The following is a 19,980-nucleotide window of genomic DNA, read 5'->3' as shown; positions in this document are numbered from 1 at the left end:
TAATAGAAATTTATCTATAAAACATGAAGAAAGATATAGTAAAATAGAACTAAGTGAAACTAGTAATAATATTAGGAATCCCTATACAAAAAAAATAATTTGTATTGGAACATCTACAGGTGGCCCGAGAGCTCTGCAAAAGGTCTTAACCAGAATTCCGTCTACTATTGATGCTGGCATCCTCATCGTTCAGCACATGCCCGCTGGATTTACGAAATCATTAGCAAACAGATTGGATTCACTTTGTGGAATATCTGTAAAAGAAGCAATCGATGGTGAAATTGTTCAAAAGGGAACTGCCTATATAGCTCCGGGCGGTTTTCATCTAAAAGTAAAGCAATCGGGCAATAATTTGCTTACATGCTTGGAAAAATCAGATTTAAGAAATGGCCACAGACCTGCAGTGGATGTCCTCTTTGAATCAGTAAGCGAAATTAAGGATTACAAGAAGGTAGCTGTCATCATGACTGGAATGGGGTCAGATGGATCACATGGACTTATTACTCTTAAAAATTCCGGTAAAGTAACTGCCATCGCTGAATCACAAGAAACATCAATCGTTTTTGGAATGCCAAAAGCTGCTATTGCTACAAGATTAATAGATGAAATTCAAGATGTGGATAAAATTGCAGATTCAATTTTGAAATATGTTTAATGCGGAGGGCTGAGGGCTCATGGATATGAACCAATATTTAGAAGTCTTTATTGAGGAAAGTAAAGAGCATTTGCAGGCTTGTAATGAACAGCTGCTAGAGCTTGAAAAGAACCCAGAGAATATTTCGATTGTTAATGAAATTTTCCGCTCGGCACATACGTTAAAGGGAATGTCAGCAACGATGGGATATGAAGACTTGGCAAAATTAACCCATCAAATGGAAAATGTTCTCGACGCCATTCGAAATCATAAGCTTACATTTAATCCTGAGATACTTGATGTCATTTTCCTTGCTGTTGATGACCTTGAAGCAATGGTCCAATCAATTGCAGAAGGCGGAGACGGAAAAAGAGACGTAGCAGAAGTAGTAGAAAAATTATTAATGATAGAAAAGGGAGAAAGCGTAACCCAAATAGCAAAATCCGAGGTGGCAGCTGCTGTTGCAGAGCATAAACCAACAGTTAAAAGTGTTTATGATGAGTTTGAACTGACTGTTATGCAGCAATCAAAGGAACAGGGCTTTGAAACTTTTGAAGTAACGGTTTCATTGAGAGAAGATTGTTTACTGAAAGCAGCAAGAGTGTTTATGGTTTTTGAAATTCTTGAAAAAATCGGTGAAGTGATTAAGGCAAATCCATCGGTTGAGCAATTAGAGGAAGAACAATTTGATCAAGAATTTACAGTCACAATTGTATCTAAAGAAGTTAAAGAAGATATTCATAAGAAAGTGATGAAGGTTTCTGAGGTAGAAAGAGTTGATGTTCATATTTTATCATTGGAAGCCATTCGTCAATCTGAGTTAGATGCACCTGAATTGATTAAGAGCAACGGGCCAATTTTCGAAGAAAAGGAAACGGCAGAAAATAGTGTTGCAAGGCAGCAGGAAGAAAAGAAGGCCGGAGCATCTTCTTCATCAGCTAAAAACTCTAGTAGTAAAACAATCCGGGTAAATATTGAAAGACTTGATATTTTAATGAATTTATTTGAAGAATTAGTCATTGACCGGGGGCGTCTTGAACAAATTTCCCGTGATTTAAATAATCAGGAGCTGCATGAAACAGTTGAGCATATGACTAGAATTTCAGGTGATTTACAAAATATTATTTTAAACATGCGCATGGTTCCTGTGGAAACAGTATTTAATCGATTCCCGCGGATGGTTCGTCAATTAGCCCGTGACTTGGACAAGAAGATCAATCTTGAGATAATCGGGGCTGAAACGGAATTAGACAGAACAGTTATTGATGAAATTGGCGATCCGCTCGTCCATTTAATTAGAAACGCCCTTGACCATGGGGTTGAAACACCTGAAATTAGAAAAGCTAACGGAAAGAACGAAGAAGGCACAGTTATTCTTAAAGCTTACCATAGTGGAAATCATGTCTTTATTGAAATAGAAGATGATGGTGCTGGAATTAATCGGGATAAGGTGCTTGCAAAAGCGATTAAAAATGGAATCGTCACCGGGCAGGCAGCTGTAACGATGACTGACAAGCAAGTGTTTGAGCTTATACTTGCTTCTGGCTTCTCAACTGCCGAGAAGATTTCTGACGTTTCAGGCCGAGGAGTAGGTCTAGACGTTGTAAAAAGCACAATTGAATCATTAGGCGGTACCATATCAATCGATTCAGCCCTAGGCAAAGGCTCGATCTTCTCGATCCAATTGCCGCTTACTTTATCGATTATTTCGGTCATGCTTACTGAAATACAAAAAGAAAAATTTGCTATCCCTTTATCTTCAATTATTGAAACAGCCATTGTGAAAAAATCTGATATTCTAAATGCCCATAATCAAAGAGTCATCGATTTTAGAGGCAAGGTTGTGCCGCTTCTTTTCCTAAAAGAAATCTTTGAGGTACCGGTTTTTGAAGAAGAGGATGAATTTTACTCTGTTGTCATTGTTAGAAAAGGGGACAAGATGGCTGGACTTGTTGTTGATTCTTTTATTGGCCAGCAGGAAGTTGTTTTAAAGTCTCTCGGTAACTATTTAACAAATGTATTTGCTATCTCTGGGGCTACTATCCTTGGTGATGGTCAGGTAGCATTAATTGTAGATTGCAACTCGTTAATTAAGTAAACCGTTTTCTTCGTACCATAAATTTTCGATTGTCTAGTAAGGAGTGGGTCAGGATGGCTGAGACAATAGCTTCTGATATTAAATTAATCGTTTTTCAGCTTATGAATAAGGAGTATGCAATCCCAGTAAATCAAGTTCGGTCCATTGAGAAAATTGAGCATATTACGAGAGTGCCAGGAACAGAAAAGTTTATTAAAGGGGTCATTAACCTTCGCGGAGTCATAACGCCAATCATTGATCTTCGCAGCAGATTTGGGCTTGATGAAGTAGGCTATTCAGACAGTACCCGAGTCATCATTGCAGGTCTTAATGATTTAGAGGTCGGTTTCATCGTTGATTTAGCTAATGATGTTATCGACATTCCAGTTCACTCTATTGAACCGCCACCCGAAGTTGTAGGTGTGCTTGAGGCTGATTATATTAATGGTGTTGCTAAGATCGGAAATCGTTTATTAATACTAATTGACCTTGAAAAGATCTTAAATACAGAAGAACGTTTAAGTTTACTAGGAAATGAAGGATGAACAAATGAATTTTCTTGAAAAAATTTCATCAATGCACCTCGATATATTGAAAGAAATTGGAAATATTGGGGCTGGACATGCTGCTACTGCGCTATCTAAGTTATTAAATAAAAAAATCGACATGAAAGTGCCAGACGTCAGAATCGTTTCATTTGATGAAATGATGAATATGATGGGCGGAGCAGATAATGTTGTTGCAGGGGTGTTCCTCAGAATTGAAGGTGATGCCCCTGGCAGCATGTTTTTTGTCTTGCCGGTTGAACAGGCTTCTAGATTTATTCGGGAAATGATCGGGGATGAAAGCTTTAGCTTTGATTCTCAGCCTTATAATGAATTGGGATTATCTGCTTATCAGGAGCTTGGAAACATCTTATCCGGATCGTATTTATCCTCTCTTTCTGATTTCACGAATTTATCATTATATCCTTCTGTACCAGCATTAAGCATCGATATGGCTGGTGCAATAATAAGCTATGGACTGATCGAATTATCACAAGTCAGCGATTTCGCCATTGTTATTGATACAGCACTTAATGATGATGGGGCAGATAAAGAAACAGTAAAGGGTCATTTTTTCTTACTGCCGGATCCAGAATCCTTCGATACAATTTTTAAATCTTTGGGAGTTTAACAAAATGATTGAATGTAAAGAAGTTATTAAAGTGGGAATTGCAGATTTGAATATTGTTAAAACCCCTAATACGATACGCACCTCTGGATTAGGTTCTTGTGTTGGAGTGGTGGTATATGATCAGCAGCGGGAAATTGCAGGACTTTCACATATTATGCTTCCTGATTCGACCCTTGCAAAGGCTGGCAATATTAATATTGCCAAATATGCAGATACAGCTGTGAAAGAATTAGTGTCGAAACTTATTCAAAATGGTGCAAGAGCGTATTCTTTAAAGGCAAAAATTGCAGGCGGGGCTCAAATGTTTCATTTTTCTTCAGGCAGTGATGTTATGCGGATTGGTCCTAGAAATGTAGAAGCTGTAAAGGCAGAGCTATCATCACTTAAAATTTCTATTGTTTCTGAAGATGTCGGCGGAAATAGCGGAAGAACGATAGAATTCAATCCGCAGACATGCATTTTGCATATTCGGACAGTAAATAAGGGTGTACAGGAAATTTAGTCAGCTTCTTTCAAAGCGAGATGGCTGTTTTTCCTTTTTTACTATATTCGGTAATGGATTGTTTTTGACTAGAGTATTTATGATCATTCAAGGAATAGGAACGTTTGAGGAGGATGACCATGGCGCATCAAACGACAGAGGACCAACGATATTGGCATAATTGGGTCAGCTCACGTGATAATCAAGCAGGGGATTACCTTGTAAAAAAATATATGCCGCTAGTGAGTTATCATGTCCAGCGGATTTCCGTAAATCTTCCTAGAAATGTTTCACGAGATGATTTACGAAGTTTGGGGATGATGGGATTATATGATGCCTTGGAAAAATTCGACCCAAATCGGGATCTAAAGTTTGATACATATGCATCCTTCCGAATTAGAGGTGCTATTTTAGACGGTTTAAGAAAAGAGGATTGGCTCCCGCGGAATACGAGGGAAAAGGCAAAAAAAATTGAAGCTGCAATTGAAAAACTCGAGCAGCGTCTGATGAGAAATGCTAGTATTGAGGAAATCTCCTCTGAACTAAATATGAGTGAAGAAGAAGTGCAATCTGTAATAAATGAACATTTTTTTGCAAACATTCTTTCAATGGATGAAAAGTTAAATGATCAAGATGATAAAGAGGGCAACTCTTATATTATTAAAGATGATCGTGCGGAAATTCCTGAAGTGAAAATAGTGAAAGATGAAATGATTCGTGAGCTGATTGAAATGATTTCTTTACTCAATGAAAAAGAACAGCTTGTGATTAGTTTGTTTTATAAAGAAGAATTGACTTTAACAGAAATTGGTCAAGTGATGGGTCTATCGACTTCAAGAATTTCACAGATTCATTCTAAGGCAATTTTTAAACTAAGAAATGCATTAATAAAAGTTATTTAGGATTGCCACTTATGAAGGAGGAAGCTTAAATGGAAGAGCATTATCGAATAATTATAACGAAGGATCGTTTAACAGCAAAAATTGATTTAGTTTCGAATGTAGAAAATGACTTTTCCATTAAAAAGAGTGATATTGAACAATTTCTTTCTAAAGAAAAGATATCATTCGGAATCATTGAGGATGTGATGAATCAGATTTGTGAAAACCCACAATCCTTAAGTTATCCATCCATTATTGCTGAAGGCATCCCGCCTAAAAATGGGGTGGATGCCTACCTTCTAAATGAAGTTCAACATGACAAAAAAGAGGTAAGAGAAAAATTCAACTTCCGAAAAGTTCTTCAAATCCCATCTGTTTCAAGTGGCCAGCCTCTTGCTTCAGTTGTCCCGCCCACTCCAGGTACAGAAGGAATGGATGTATTTGGAAAAAGGATACCCGCTAAAAATGGAAAACCCCTTAAAATAAGACCAGGAAAAAATGTAATATTAAATAATTCAAGATTTTATTCAACTTCTGATGGTCAATTAAGCCTTACAGACAAAATGATCACCGTGAATCCTGTATTTGAAGTCAATGGTGATTTGGATTTAAAAACAGGAAATGTAGATTTTATTGGCAATGTCGTAATTAGAGGAAATGTACCTAGCGGATACGAAATAAGAGCAGGCGGAGATGTTAGAATATTTGGGTTAGTAGAGGCTGCAAATATTCACGCTGAAGGAAATATCATTATTTCTGGAGGAGTTACGGGAGGAAATAAAGGGATGATCTCTAGCGTAGGCAATGTTCAGGCAACTTACTTAAATCAGGCAAATGTGCATGCTGGTCACGATGTTATCATAGAGTCATCCATTTTACACAGTAAAATTCGAGCAGGCTCCTCCATTTTAGGCAAAAATACATTCGTAATTGGCGGAATTCTTACAGCTAATAACGAAATACATGTAAAAGAAGTTGGAAACCACTTGTTTACAAAAACGGAACTACAAGCTTATTTAGATACGTCTTTAACTGAAAGAGAGAAAGAGTTACATTTAGAAAGAGCGAAACTACATGGTAATCTTGAGAAATTATCAAATATTGAGCAGAAGCTTGCAAAGCTAACCGGGAATTTATCACAGGAACAAAAAGTCGTTATTCTCAAGCAAAGATCTACAAAACAAAATATTGTTGAGCAGATCACAAAAGTAGATGAAGAGCTAAGGCAATTGGAGGAAGCAATAAACGAAAGACAAGACTCTTCCATTTATATTTATGAGACTGTATATCCAAATACTACTTTGCGTTTTGGGAAGTATGCTATGCAATTGCAGCACAAACAATCATCGGCTCGTTTTCTACTTCAAGGCGGGGAAATCATGTCTGAGCCTATTCTATAGACAGTAAAAATGACTTATTAGAGATGGGTGTGGAACTATGAGTTTGAAGTCGATTGAAATGCAAGTTGCTTTACCAAGGACAATAGAAGCGGGGAAAATCCAAGAGCAATTGCAGCAGCGAGGCCAAAACATCAATGATTTTGCCACAGAGCGAACCCATAAAGAAGAAAAACAGCAAAGAGAAACTGTCATAAAACATGAACAAAAAGCGAATGTCAAACTAATGCAAGATGAGAGCAATGGCAATAATGGGGAAAATAAAGAAAATCACCAAAAAAAGAAAAGCAGCAAGCCTGTTGAAAAAGAGAAACACCCATATAAAGGAAAAAATATTGATTACAGTGGATAGAGGGATTATATGACCACTTTTTTATTATTAATTAGCTTGTTTTTAAATGTTCTTGCCCTTTTTTCAATTATCATTTTATTTCTGCGTCAAAACCGGTTTTTACAAGTAGAGAAAAAACAGGAGAAAATGATTCAAGAAATGGAAGAAGTGATTTCTGCTTATTTAGTTCAGATGAAGGAAGAAAACGATGATTTTATTAAACGAATTGGTCATATTGAACGGAATGCTCAATCATCCAATAATGCAGAAAGTCGTAAGACGATTAATAAAGATCAAGATGAGCCCGGGCTTGAAAGGAACATAAGCCTTCATAGCCGAAAGGGAAAAGTCAATGCTTATAGTGCTGCAAAGGCTTATAAACAAAATGCTGTCGTTCCAAGTATTCATCCAAATAATAGTTCCAACCGGACGGTACGTGACGAGATAGAATTGCCGCCGCTAGAAATCGACCCTATTCTTGCAGAAGTAAATGAAAAAGAGAATTCACAGGAACAATCATTATTAAATGATATTCTTCTATTAAAAAATCAAGGATATAATGAGATAGAAATTGCTCAAAAGCTAAATAAAGGTAAGACTGAAATTAATCTTTTATTAAAATTTAATCAAAACAATTAAGGAATAACTTGATACTTCATTATTTTTATGCTATATTAACAAATGGTGTTAATACACACGCTTATAGATTTAGTCGGACGGTGCTGAAACCCTTTCAGTTCCCGATTGAAAATGAAATAAGCGGAGGAAAACAAACCATTAGGAGGAAAAACAATGTCAGTCATTTCAATGAAACAATTGCTTGAAGCTGGTGTACACTTCGGTCACCAAACACGCCGTTGGAACCCTAAGATGAAGAAATATATCTTCACTGAGCGTAACGGTATCTATATCATCGACCTTCAAAAAACTGTTAAGAAGGTAGAAGAAGCTTACAATTTCGTTAAAGAACTTGCTGGAAACGGCGGTACAATGCTATTCGTTGGTACGAAAAAACAAGCTCAAGACTCTGTTAAAGAAGAAGCAATCCGCTCTGGTATGTACTATGTTAACCAACGCTGGTTAGGTGGTACTTTAACAAACTTCGAAACAATCCAAAAACGTATTCAACGTTTAAAAGATATTGAAAGAATGTCTGAAGATGGAACTTTTGAAGTGCTTCCTAAGAAAGAAGTAGTTCAATTAAAAAAAGAGCAAGAGCGATTAGAAAAATTCTTAGGCGGAATCAAGGATATGAAGACTCTTCCAGATGCTTTATTTATCATTGACCCACGCAAAGAGCGCATTGCTGTTGCAGAAGCACATAAATTAAATATCCCTATCGTAGGTATTGTTGATACAAACTGTGATCCAGATGAAATTGATGTTGTTATCCCTGCAAACGATGATGCTATCCGTGCTGTTAAATTATTAACTGCAAAGATGGCTGATGCGATCCTTGAAGCAAAACAAGGCGAAGAAGTTACTACTGCTTAATATAAGCGATCCTGGTTTATGAAATCAAATCTTATTTATGTTTGAGGGATTAGGCCAAGAATCAAGGCTAACAATAATAAAGGTGATAAGGGAGCACCCTTTATCACCTTTTTTTAAAGAGTTATTGTTTGTAAGTGAAAATATAGGTAAAAATATTAATACATAAAGATTTAAGGAGGATTTTCATAATGGCTATTACTGCACAAATGGTTAAGGAACTTCGTGAAAAAACAGGCGCAGGTATGATGGATTGTAAAAAGGCTCTTCAAGAAACTGATGGTGATATGGAAAAAGCAATTGATTTCCTTCGTGAAAAAGGAATTGCAAAAGCAGCTAAAAAAGGTGACCGTATTGCAGCAGAAGGTCTTACATCTATCAAGGTTGAGGGAAATGATGCTGTTATTCTTGAAGTAAACTCTGAAACAGACTTCGTTGCAAAAAATGAAGGCTTCCAAGTTCTTGTTAAAGAATTAGCTGATCATCTTTTAGCGAAAAAGCCTGCTTCAGTTGAAGAAGCTCTTGCACAAACTATGGATAATGGTGCAACAGTTGAAACTCATATTAATTCTGCTATCGCAAAAATTGGTGAAAAGCTTACACTTCGCCGTTTTGCTGTTAATACAAAAACAGACAGTGATGCATTTGGCGCATACTTGCATATGGGTGGACGCATTGGTGTATTAACTGTAGTTGAAGGTACAACAGATGAAGATGCTGCTAAAGATGTATCTATGCACATTGCAGCATTAAACCCTAAATATGTGTCACGTGACGAAGTTTCAGCAGAAGAAGTAGAGCGTGAGCGCCAAGTATTAACACAGCAAGCTTTAAATGAAGGAAAACCTGAAAATATCGTTGCAAAAATGGTAGAAGGCCGTATAAGCAAATATTTCGAAGATGTTTGTGTAAACGACCAAGCATTTGTTAAAAACCCTGACCAAAAAGTTGGTAAGTTTGTAGAATCAAAAGGCGGAAAAATCCGTGAGTTCGTTCGCTACGAAGTTGGAGAAGGCATCGAAAAGCGTGAAGACAATTTCGCAGAAGAAGTAATGAGCCAGGTTAAAAAATAATAAACTTACTATAATACATCAAGATATGCTTAAATAGGGAACACACTGTGTTCCCTATTTTTCAAAGTGCGTTTACGCATTTCGATTTTTTACATATGGAGGTCTTTATGAGTAACCCAAAATACAAACGCGTCGTTTTAAAATTGAGTGGAGAAGCTTTAGCAGGAGAGCAAGGCTTTGGAATTAACCCTGCCGTCATTAAGTCAGTTGCAGCACAAGTAAGAGATTTAGCTCAATTAGGAGTTGAGGTTGCAGTTGTTGTTGGCGGTGGAAATATATGGCGTGGGAAGATTGGGGAAGAAATGGGAATGGACAGAGCAAATGCCGACTATATGGGCATGCTTGCAACTGTTATGAACTCTTTAGCACTTCAGGATAGCCTTGAGCAGCTAGGAGTTGAGACAAGGGTTCAAACCTCAATTGAGATGAGACAAGTAGCGGAGCCATATATTCGCAGAAGAGCAATTCGCCACCTAGAGAAAAAGCGAGTTGTTATTTTTGCAGCTGGTACAGGCAACCCTTATTTCTCAACAGATACAACTGCCGCTTTACGTGCAGCGGAAATAGAAGCGGAAGTTATCTTAATGGCGAAAAACAATGTTGACGGTGTATACTCTGCTGACCCGCGTATTGATTCGAATGCCAAAAAATATGAAGAATTATCATATTTAGACGTCTTAAAAGAAGGGTTGGCTGTAATGGATTCAACAGCATCTTCTTTATGCATGGACAATGATATTCCATTAATTGTTTTCTCCATTATGGAACAAGGGAATATTAATCGTGCCGTTATGGGTGAAACAATCGGAACAATTGTGAGGGGGAAAAAATAATGGCAAAACAAGTAATTGCGAATGCAAAGGAAAAAATGACAAAAGCAATTCAAGCATATACTCGTGAATTAGCAGCGATCCGTGCAGGGAGAGCCAATGCTTCCTTACTTGATAGGATTACTGTTGATTATTACGGGGCGCCAACGCCAATTAATCAATTAGCAGGCGTTTCTGTTCCTGAAGCACGACTTCTAGTCATTCAGCCTTATGATAAATCAATTCTTGGTGATATTGAAAAAGCCATCCTGAAATCAGATATCGGTTTAAACCCATCAAATGATGGAAATATTATTCGACTATCTATTCCGCAGCTTACAGAGGAGCGCCGAAAAGAGTTGGTTAAACAGGTGAAAAAGGAATCAGAAGAAGCAAAAATTGCTATTCGTAATATTCGTCGTGATGGAAATGATGAATTAAAGAAGCTAGAGAAAAATGGGGAAATCACAGAAGATGATTTACGTGGTTACTCTGACGATATCCAAAAGCTAACAGATGAGCAAATTAGTAAGATCGATTCTATTACAAAGGATAAAGAAAAAGAAGTACTTGAAGTGTAATGGCATAACTACCCTCTATCATTAGGGGGTTTTTTCAATCTTTTAGGTACAAATTACCGTGACAAAAAAATAAATACATATTAAGCATATTCTTAATTTAGTTATCTATACATACCCTTTTATAGAGATAACTTTCATGATTTTTGGTATGATAAAACAATAAAGAAAATGAACTCTATCTTGTCCTTACCAGATGTAATGATCGGCAAGTTTTCTTTTCGGAGGTAAGAAAACCTATCTAAAGGAGCATTTTTATGTTAAATAAAATGAAACAATGGAGAAATCAGAATAGCTCAACAGGACTCCGAGAGAGAATCTTGAAAATTCAAGAGCTTCAGATTCCTTCACATGTAGCGATTATAATGGATGGCAATGGCAGATGGGCAAAGAAAAGAGCGCTTCCTCGTGTAGCGGGACATCATGAAGGAATGAAAGTAGTTCGAAAAACAACTAAATTAGCCAATGAGCTTGGGATAAAAACATTAACACTGTATGCTTTCTCAACTGAAAATTGGAAGAGACCTAAAATGGAAGTTGATTTTTTAATGAAGCTCCCAGAAGAGTTTTTAGGGACATTTCTTCCTGAGCTAGTAGAAGAAAATGTACGAGTGCAAATGATGGGCTATAAAGAAATGCTGCCTACACATACAAGAAATGCGATTGAGAAGGCAATGGAAGATACGAAGGATAATACTGGGCTCATTTTGAATTTTGCTCTTAATTATGGAAGCAGGGCAGAAATTATTGAGGGAATCAAACTTGTCTTAAAAGATTGCAATAGTGGTATAATAAATGAAAGTGAATTAAATGAGGAAATTTTTTCAAACTATTTAATGACAAAAGACTTGAATGACCCTGATTTATTAATCCGAACAAGTGGGGAAATCCGCTTAAGCAATTTTATGCTTTGGCAGCTTGCATACACTGAGTTTTGGTTTACTGATGTTCTATGGCCGGATTTTGGTGAAGAGCATCTTCTTGAAGCGATTGAGGTATTTCAGAACCGTCAGAGGCGGTTTGGCGGAGTTTAATAAAGGTGTGACGACATAGATGAAGCAACGAATCATTTCAGCGATTATATTTGGTGCAATTTTTTTGCCGTTAACGATTTTTGGTGGATTTCCATTCATTATTCTAGCCTATTTATTGGCATCCATTGCACTATATGAAGTATTAAAAATGCGCAAAATTAAGCTCTTTTCTATACCAGGGCTACTTTCTTTATTACTATTATGGGTAATGCTATTACCTAAACAGTTCCAGAATGCATATGAACCACTAAGCTATTCGAAAATTGAATTTGTCCTCCTCGCGGTTTTACTTTTTTTAACGTATACAGTAACAACAAAAAATCAATTTAATTTTGACGATGTTGCTTTTTCAATTCTTGCTGTACTTTATATTGGAATTGGTTTCTATTTCTTTATTGAAACACGTGAATCTGGACTAGTATATATTTTCTATTCCTTATTTATCATATGGGCAACCGACTCTGGAGCCTATTTTATTGGCCGTGCTATTGGGAAAAACAAGCTATGGCCTGAAATTAGCCCCAATAAGACAATTGAAGGTTCAATTGGTGGTGTCGTTTGTGCACTAATAGTGGCAGCGCTCTTTATTTTTTTCTCAGATATTAATGCCTCTTTTCTGCAGCTATCCATCATTACGATAGTCCTGTCTATTTTTGGACAAATTGGTGATTTAGTTGAATCCGCTTTGAAGCGCCATTATGATGTAAAGGATTCCGGTAATATCATGCCGGGGCATGGCGGAATATTAGATCGTTTTGATAGCTTATTATTCGTTTGGCCATTATTGCATTTTATCTATTTAATGTAGTTAGTTCTTTATGCAACAGGAGTTGAATTTGTTGAAGAATATTAGTTTAATGGGAGCTACAGGTTCAATTGGCACCCAAACGTTAGATATAATCAAGGAGCATCCTGATGAATTTAATCTAGTTGCCATGGCGGTTGGCAGAAATCTTGACTTGACTAGGAAAATCATTCATGAATTTCATCCAGAGCTTGTTTCTGTGTCAGATAGATCATCAGCTCAAATACTAGAAGCGGAATTTCCAAATATCACTTTTACATATGGCAATGACGGGTTATCAGAAGTAGCCGTTTATCATAAAGCAGAAATCCTTGTTAATGCAGTCACTGGCAGTATTGGGTTAACTCCAACTTTGCAAGCTATTAGAGAAAAAAAGACGATTGCCATTGCGAATAAGGAAACGTTAGTAACTGCTGGACACCTTGTCATGGAAGAAGTGAAAAAGAATCAAGTCTCATTATTGCCAGTAGATAGTGAGCATTCTGCTATATTCCAGGCTTTACAAGGTGAAAAGCAGAAAAATATTGATAAGCTGATTTTAACTGCCTCTGGCGGATCTTTTAGGGACCTTACGAGACAAGAGCTAGAAAATGTGACAGTTCATGAAGCTCTCAACCATCCTAATTGGTCCATGGGTGCAAAAATTACAATCGATTCTGCAACGATGATGAATAAAGGGCTAGAGGTCATTGAGGCACATTGGCTTTTTTCAATCAACTATAATGATATTGACGTTTTATTGCATAAAGAAAGCATCATTCACTCTATGATTGAATTTCATGACAGCAGCATTATTGCACAATTAGGAACACCAGATATGAGAGTTCCCATTCAGTATGCACTGACTTATCCAGACAGGCTGCCTCTTCCATCAGCAAAACGGCTGAACTTAGCGGAAATAGGAAAGCTCCATTTTCAGAAAATGGACATGGATCGCTTCCGTTGCTTAAGATATGCGTATGAAGCTGGTAAGGCGGGCGGAACGATGCCTGCTGTCTTAAACGCTGCAAACGAAGTGGCAGTTGCAGCCTTTTTAGAAGGAAAAGCAACCTTCCTGCAAATAGAAGATTTAATTGAAAAGGCTTTGAGTATTCACAAAAACATCGTAAATCCAAGTCTTACTGATATTCAGGAAGTTGATTTGGAAACGAGAAAATATGTAGACTCACTTTTAAGCTAAATAGCTTTTTAACTCAAAAAGATAATACTATGTTATCTTTTTAAAAAAGGTGGTTATATTTTGAGTACAGTTATAGCCTTTATTATCATTTTTGGGGCACTAGTATTTTTTCATGAATTAGGGCATTTTGTATTTGCGAAAAGAGCAGGAATCCTTTGCCGTGAATTCGCTATTGGCTTTGGACCAAAGGTTTTCTCTCATAAAAAAGGAGAAACAACCTATACGATCAGGCTATTACCTATTGGGGGCTTTGTCCGCATGGCTGGAGAAGATCCCGAGATGATCGAAATAAAGCCAGGATTCAGGATTGGTTTATTATTTAATGAATCAGAACAAGTTAATAAAATTATTTTGAATCAAAAGGAAAAGTACCCAAATGCTAGGGTCATTGAGGTAGAGCATGCAGATATAGAGCATTCTCTAGTCATTAAAGGATATGTTGAAGGGGAAGAGGAAGAAAAGCTACAATCATTTACTATAAGCCCAAGTGCAGTATTAGTAGAGGATGGGGTAGAAACTCTTATTGCTCCTTACGATAGACAATTTGCTTCAAAGACGCTAGGCCAAAGAACTATGGCTATTTTTGCCGGACCGATGATGAACTTTATTCTTGCCTTTGTCGTATTTGTACTTATCGGTCTCCTGCAGGGAATTCCTACAAACGAGCCTGAGCTAGGGAAATTAACTCCTGATGGAGCTGCGGTATCGGCTGGATTAAAAGAAGGGGATATCATTCATAGTATTAACGGAGCAGAAATATCAAGCTGGTCAGATGTTGTTGAGATTATCCGCAAAAATCCGAACAAAGAGCTGCAATTCTCACTTGATCGAAACGGACAAGAAATCAACTTGCCTGTTACTCCGAAGGTTCAAGAAGTAGAAGGAGAAAAAATCGGTATTATCGGCGTTTATAGCCCAATGGGAAAATCGCCTGTTAAAGCCATAACGAATGGGGCTATAGAAACGTATAATTGGACAAAAGAAATCTTTGTCATGCTAGGCAAATTAATTACTGGACAATTTTCTATTGATGCATTATCAGGTCCAGTTGGCATATATGTCTCTACCGACACAGTAGCTAAATCGGGGATATTTTATTTAATGAAATGGGCTGGTATACTGAGCATTAACCTAGGAATCATGAATTTACTTCCAATCCCTGCATTAGATGGCGGAAGATTGATGTTCTTCGCGGTTGAAGCAGTAAGAGGAAAACCAATTGACCGTCATAAAGAAGGAATGGTTCATTTTATCGGGTTTGCATTATTAATGCTATTAATGCTAGTTGTTACTTGGAACGACATTCAAAGATTTTTCTTATAAAATATAGCCATTTTAGGGTCATATTCTTTTTGAGTGAAAAAGAGGACGATAATCCACCGCTTTTTTCACCCAATAGAATTGACCCTTTTTTTTATAAGGTTGAAGGTAAATAAAGATCGTTTAAAAGGCAGTCACATGATAGAAGGTTCATGTTATAATAGACATCGTCTGTATATGTGAAATTGAAAATTAATAGATGGGAGAGAGATCAATGGAAGCCCTAGGCAATAAAGAGAGATTCCAACTCTTGCTCCAGCAGCTGCAATTAACCGAGGATTCAATAGTGCAGCATTTTCAGCATGCTCAAATAAAAAAAGTGGTAATTGGGAAGAGAGAAAAGAAGTGGCATTTTTATTTTGAATTTGAGCAAATTTTACCATTTAATATCTTTAGCCTTTTTTCCACTAAGTTGGCAAAGGTATTTTCTCATATTGCAAATACATCATTTACCATTGAAGTTAAGAATAATCATATTGATGAACAATTGGTGCAGGGGTACTGGAAATATTGTATGGAGGAAATGGAAGGCATGGCTCCTCCATTAATTAAGTTATTAAATGAACAGATTCCTTCTGTGCATGGGAACAAGTTAATAATAAGTGTAAGAAACGATACGGAAGGATTATCTATTAAAAGGAAATACTCTGAGATAATATCGGGTGTTTATGAAACACTTGGCTTTCCGAAATTAACGATCGAAACTGAAATTTCCTCCGAAGCCGCAAATGAAGAATATAAGAAATTTATAGAGGCTAAACAGAGAGAGGACCAAGAACGCGGCATTCAGGCAATGTTAGAAATGCAGAAGAAAGAAGCTGAAGAGGGAGCTAATAATGCTTCCACAGTTCAAGGCCCACTGACAATTGGATTAACGATTAAAGATGATGCCGATTTCAGAAAGCTTATTGATATTGTCGATGAAGAACGCCGTGTTGCCATAGAGGGGTATGTGTTTTCTGCAGAAACAAGGGAACTCCGTAGCGGCAGAACACTATTAACCTTTAAAATTACGGATTACACAAGCTCCATAATAGTCAAAATGTTTTCACGGGACAAGGAAGATGCTGCGTTGTATCAGCATGTTCAAAAGGGTATGTGGCTAAAAGTGAGAGGCAGTATTCAAACTGATACCTTTGTTCGTGATCTTGTTATGATTGGAAATGATATTAACGAAATTAAACCGATCCAAAGACAGGATACAGCACCCGAAAATGAAAAACGAGTAGAATTGCATCTTCATACCCCGATGAGTCAAATGGATGCTGTAACATCTGTCAGCACCCTTATTAGCCAGGCGAAGAAATGGGGCCATAAGGCAATAGCTGTAACGGATCATGCAGTCGTACAGTCTTTCCCCGAGGCTTTTGGTGCAGGTAAGAAAAATGATATAAAAATATTATATGGTGTAGAAGTTAACTTAGTGGACGATGGGGTTCCTATTGCTTATAACAGTGCAAAAAGAAGGCTGACTGAAGATACGTATGTAGTATTTGACGTTGAAACGACTGGTTTATCTGCTGTTTATGATACGATTATTGAGCTTGCAGCAGTTAAGATTCATAACGGGGAAATTATCGATCGCTTTGAGTCCTTTGCGAATCCGCATCACCCACTTTCTGCTACGACCATTAATTTAACTGGAATCACGGATGACCTTGTTGAAAATGCACCTGAAGTTGATGAAGTGCTTCAAAGATTTTACGAGTGGTCGGGCGATGCGATTTTAGTAGCTCATAATGCATCTTTTGACATGGGGTTCTTAAATGTAGGTTATAAGAAAATTGGTTTAGGCAAAGCAGCAAACCCAGTTATTGACACACTTGAATTGGCCCGTTTCTTATATCCAGAAATGAAAAATCATCGCTTAAATACGCTGGCGAAGAAATTTGATGTTGAGTTAACACAGCATCATAGAGCGATTTATGATGCTGAAGCAACTGGTTATCTATTATTAAAGATGTTAAAGGATGCTGCAGAAAAAGAAATTGAATTTCATGATCAGTTCAATGATCATATGGGTGAGGGAAATGCTTACCAGCGTGCCAGACCTTATCATTGTACAGTGATGGCACAAACTGAAGCTGGTTTAAAGAATCTATTTAAGCTGGTTTCTATTTCTCATATGAACTATTTCTATCGTGTTCCTCGGATTCCAAGATCAGTGTTGCAGAAATACCGGGAAGGGCTTCTTGTTGGCTCCGGATGTGATAAAGGTGAAGTTTTCCAAGGAATGATGCAGAAGTCTCCTGAAGAAGTTGAAGATATTGCGGCATTCTACGATTATATTGAAGTTCATCCGAAAGCCGTTTATGCACATTTAATTGAACTAGAGCTAATAAGGAATGAAAAGGCTCTAGAAGAGATCATTGGGAATATTGTTCAATTAGGTGATAAACTAGGTCTTCCTGTTGTCGGAACAGGAAATGTCCATTATTTAAATCCTATTGATAAAATTTACCGTAAGATCCTGATCAGCTCTCAAGGGGGAGCAAATCCATTAAATCGTCATAAGCTTCCAGATGTACATTTTAGAACAACGAATGAAATGCTTGATGCCTTTTCTTTTCTAGGGCGTGAAAAGGCAAAGGAAATTGTCGTAGATAATACAAATAAAATGGCCGATATGATAGATGTTATTAAACCAATTAAGGATGATCTGTATACGCCTAAAATTGAAGGCGCAGATGATGAAATGCGGAATATGAGCTATGAAATGGCAAGAAGAATCTATGGAGATAATTTGCCTGAAATAGTAGAAGCTCGTCTTGAAAAAGAATTAAAAAGTATAATTGGGCATGGATTCGCTGTTATTTATTTGATCTCTCATAAATTAGTAAAAAAATCATTAGATGATGGTTATTTAGTTGGTTCACGTGGATCTGTTGGTTCATCCTTTGTTGCAACGATGACAGAGATAACAGAAGTTAATCCGCTTCCTCCACATTATGTCTGTCCAGAGTGCAAGCAATCTGAATTCTTTAATGATGGTTCAGTAGGTTCAGGCTATGACCTGCCAGATAAGGATTGTCCAAACTGCGGTGCTTCCTATATAAAGGATGGACAAGATATCCCGTTTGAAACCTTCCTTGGTTTCAAAGGAGACAAGGTTCCGGATATTGACTTAAACTTCTCAGGTGAGTATCAGCCGCGTGCCCATAACTACACGAAGGTACTGTTCGGAGAAGACTATGTATACCGGGCGGGTACGATTGGAACAGTTGCCGATAAGACAGCATTCGGATATGTAAAAGCCTATCAGCAGGATCATAACCTCCAATTAAGAGGTGCAGAGGTTGAACGCCTTGCCTCTGGATGCACGGGTGTAAAAAGAACAACAGGTCAGCATCCAGGAGGAATTATCGTTGTTCCTGATTATATGGATATTTATGATTTTTCACCGATCCAATTTCCGGCTGATGATAAAAATTCTGAATGGAAGACAACTCATTTCGATTTCCATTCGATCCATGATAATTTGCTTAAACTTGATATTCTTGGGCACGATGATCCTACAGTTATTCGTATGCTTCAAGATTTAAGCGGGATTGACCCTAAAACCATTCCTACCGATGACCCAGAAGTAATGAAAATCTTTAGCGGTACAGAATCGCTTGGTGTAACAGAAGAACAAATTATGTGTAAAACAGGTACACTTGGCATTCCAGAGTTTGGAACAAGATTTGTTCGTCAAATGCTTGAAGATACAAAACCGACAACCTTTTCCGAGCTCGTCCAGATATCTGGACTTTCACATGGTACCGATGTTTGGCTAGGGAACGCTCAGGAACTCATTCATAATAAAACTTGTACACTAAGTGAAGTAATTGGCTGTCGTGATGATATTATGGTGTATTTAATTTATCAAGGACTCGAACCAGCATTTGCCTTTAAAATCATGGAGTCCGTTCGTAAAGGTAAAGGGTTAACAGATGAAATGGAAGAGGAAATGAGGAAGAATCAAGTACCTGAATGGTATATTGACTCTTGTAAAAAGATAAAATATATGTTCCCTAAAGCCCATGCTTCTGCTTATGTTTTAATGGCCGTAAGGATTGCTTATTTTAAAGTTCATCATCCTCTTTTGTATTATGCAGCATACTTTACGGTTCGTGCTGAAGATTTTGATGTGGATGCCATGGGTAAAGGATCGCAATCCATCCGTGCTTTAATTGAAGAAATAAATGCTAAAGGCCTTGATGCCTCCACAAAGGAAAAGAACCTATTAACGGTGATGGAGTTGGCTCTTGAAATGTCTGAACGTGGCTTTAGCTTCCAAAAGGTTGATTTATACCGCTCAAGTGCTAACGAATTTATTATCGATGGAAACACATTAATACCTCCATTTAATTCGATACCTGGATTGGGGACAAATGCAGCCCTTAATATTGTAAAAGCTAGGGAAGTGGGGGAGTTTCTGTCTAAAGAAGACCTTCAGCAGCGGGGGAAATTATCCAAAACAATCATTGAGTATTTGGACAACCATGGATGTCTGGAATCACTTCCAGAACAAAATCAGCTTTCACTATTTTAATGCTCAGCCTATTAAAATTTTATGTTAAAAAGGGGTCAATCCCTTGACATGGTAGCTATTCCATTTGCATTAAAAATTTGGTTATGGTATAGTTTTTATGGAAATACTATTAATAACTCTCGTTAAAGAAGAGTGGGGCAACCCACTCTTTCGTGTTGTATACGTTATTTTTAGTTAAC

At 37.3% G+C, this 19,980-nt stretch carries 17 protein-coding genes and 1 pseudogene (1 of these 18 cut by a window edge); all 18 read left to right on the top strand.

What is annotated here, in order from left to right; genetic code table 11:
* Window positions 1-655, top strand: a pseudogene (locus V7164_RS00360) (protein-glutamate methylesterase/protein-glutamine glutaminase); it begins 438 nt to the left of the window's first position.
* A gap of 19 nt (window positions 656-674) precedes the next feature.
* Window positions 675-2,732, top strand: a complete 2,058-nt coding sequence (locus V7164_RS00355) for a chemotaxis protein CheA (RefSeq protein WP_335353179.1) — start codon at window positions 675-677, stop codon at window positions 2,730-2,732.
* A 53-nt stretch (window positions 2,733-2,785) separates the two neighbouring features.
* Complete coding sequence (locus tag V7164_RS00350) at window positions 2,786-3,256, top strand: chemotaxis protein CheW (RefSeq protein WP_335346243.1); 471 nt, start codon at window positions 2,786-2,788, stop codon at window positions 3,254-3,256.
* 4 nt (window positions 3,257-3,260) lie between these two features.
* Window positions 3,261-3,887 carry a chemotaxis protein CheC gene (locus tag V7164_RS00345; protein ID WP_335346242.1) on the top strand — a complete coding sequence of 209 codons (627 nt, stop codon included), beginning with the start codon at window positions 3,261-3,263 and terminating at the stop codon, window positions 3,885-3,887.
* Between the two features lie 4 nt (window positions 3,888-3,891).
* Window positions 3,892-4,389, top strand: coding sequence for a chemotaxis protein CheD (locus V7164_RS00340; RefSeq protein ID WP_335346241.1), 498 nt, complete (start codon window positions 3,892-3,894; stop codon window positions 4,387-4,389).
* 119 nt (window positions 4,390-4,508) lie between these two features.
* Window positions 4,509-5,270: a FliA/WhiG family RNA polymerase sigma factor gene (locus V7164_RS00335; RefSeq protein ID WP_335346240.1), complete on the top strand. Its 762-nt coding sequence runs from the start codon at window positions 4,509-4,511 to the stop codon at window positions 5,268-5,270.
* A gap of 29 nt (window positions 5,271-5,299) precedes the next feature.
* The gene (locus V7164_RS00330; protein WP_335353178.1) at window positions 5,300-6,649 is read left to right on the top strand and encodes a DUF342 domain-containing protein; all 1,350 of its coding nucleotides are present in this window, start codon (window positions 5,300-5,302) and stop codon (window positions 6,647-6,649) included.
* Between the two features lie 37 nt (window positions 6,650-6,686).
* Complete coding sequence (locus V7164_RS00325) at window positions 6,687-6,998, top strand: hypothetical protein (RefSeq protein WP_335353177.1); 312 nt, start codon at window positions 6,687-6,689, stop codon at window positions 6,996-6,998.
* A gap of 9 nt (window positions 6,999-7,007) precedes the next feature.
* A complete protein-coding gene (locus tag V7164_RS00320; RefSeq protein WP_335353176.1) occupies window positions 7,008-7,616 on the top strand; it encodes a hypothetical protein in 609 nt (202 codons plus the stop codon).
* 153 nt (window positions 7,617-7,769) lie between these two features.
* A complete protein-coding gene (gene rpsB, locus V7164_RS00315; RefSeq protein ID WP_335353175.1) occupies window positions 7,770-8,471 on the top strand; it encodes a 30S ribosomal protein S2 in 702 nt (233 codons plus the stop codon).
* Between the two features lie 188 nt (window positions 8,472-8,659).
* Window positions 8,660-9,541: a translation elongation factor Ts gene (tsf, locus tag V7164_RS00310; RefSeq protein ID WP_335353174.1), complete on the top strand. Its 882-nt coding sequence runs from the start codon at window positions 8,660-8,662 to the stop codon at window positions 9,539-9,541.
* 107 nt (window positions 9,542-9,648) lie between these two features.
* The gene (gene pyrH, locus V7164_RS00305; protein WP_335346555.1) at window positions 9,649-10,374 is read left to right on the top strand and encodes a UMP kinase; all 726 of its coding nucleotides are present in this window, start codon (window positions 9,649-9,651) and stop codon (window positions 10,372-10,374) included.
* The gene (frr, locus tag V7164_RS00300; RefSeq protein ID WP_335346556.1) at window positions 10,374-10,931 is read left to right on the top strand and encodes a ribosome recycling factor; all 558 of its coding nucleotides are present in this window, start codon (window positions 10,374-10,376) and stop codon (window positions 10,929-10,931) included. The genes pyrH and frr overlap by 1 nt, the downstream gene beginning before the upstream one ends.
* A 254-nt stretch (window positions 10,932-11,185) precedes the next feature.
* Complete coding sequence (locus tag V7164_RS00295; protein ID WP_335346557.1) at window positions 11,186-11,962, top strand: isoprenyl transferase; 777 nt, start codon at window positions 11,186-11,188, stop codon at window positions 11,960-11,962.
* 19 nt (window positions 11,963-11,981) lie between these two features.
* A complete protein-coding gene (locus V7164_RS00290) occupies window positions 11,982-12,770 on the top strand; it encodes a phosphatidate cytidylyltransferase (protein ID WP_335346558.1) in 789 nt (262 codons plus the stop codon).
* Window positions 12,771-12,801: 31 nt separating this feature from the next.
* Window positions 12,802-13,947 carry a 1-deoxy-D-xylulose-5-phosphate reductoisomerase gene (locus tag V7164_RS00285; protein WP_335353173.1) on the top strand — a complete coding sequence of 382 codons (1,146 nt, stop codon included), beginning with the start codon at window positions 12,802-12,804 and terminating at the stop codon, window positions 13,945-13,947.
* Window positions 13,948-14,007: 60 nt separating this feature from the next.
* Complete coding sequence (gene rseP, locus V7164_RS00280; RefSeq protein WP_335353172.1) at window positions 14,008-15,270, top strand: RIP metalloprotease RseP; 1,263 nt, start codon at window positions 14,008-14,010, stop codon at window positions 15,268-15,270.
* A gap of 211 nt (window positions 15,271-15,481) precedes the next feature.
* Entirely contained in the window at window positions 15,482-19,801 is a 4,320-nt protein-coding gene (locus tag V7164_RS00275; protein ID WP_335353171.1) for a PolC-type DNA polymerase III, read from the top strand.
* Window positions 19,802-19,980 lie beyond the last annotated feature (179 nt).

This window comes from Bacillus sp. JJ1474 (assembly GCF_036965225.1).
Lineage (GTDB): Bacteria > Bacillota > Bacilli > Bacillales > Cytobacillaceae > Cytobacillus.
The sequence above is the reverse complement of the archived record's forward strand: the minus strand, read 5'-3'. Positions and strand labels throughout refer to the sequence as shown.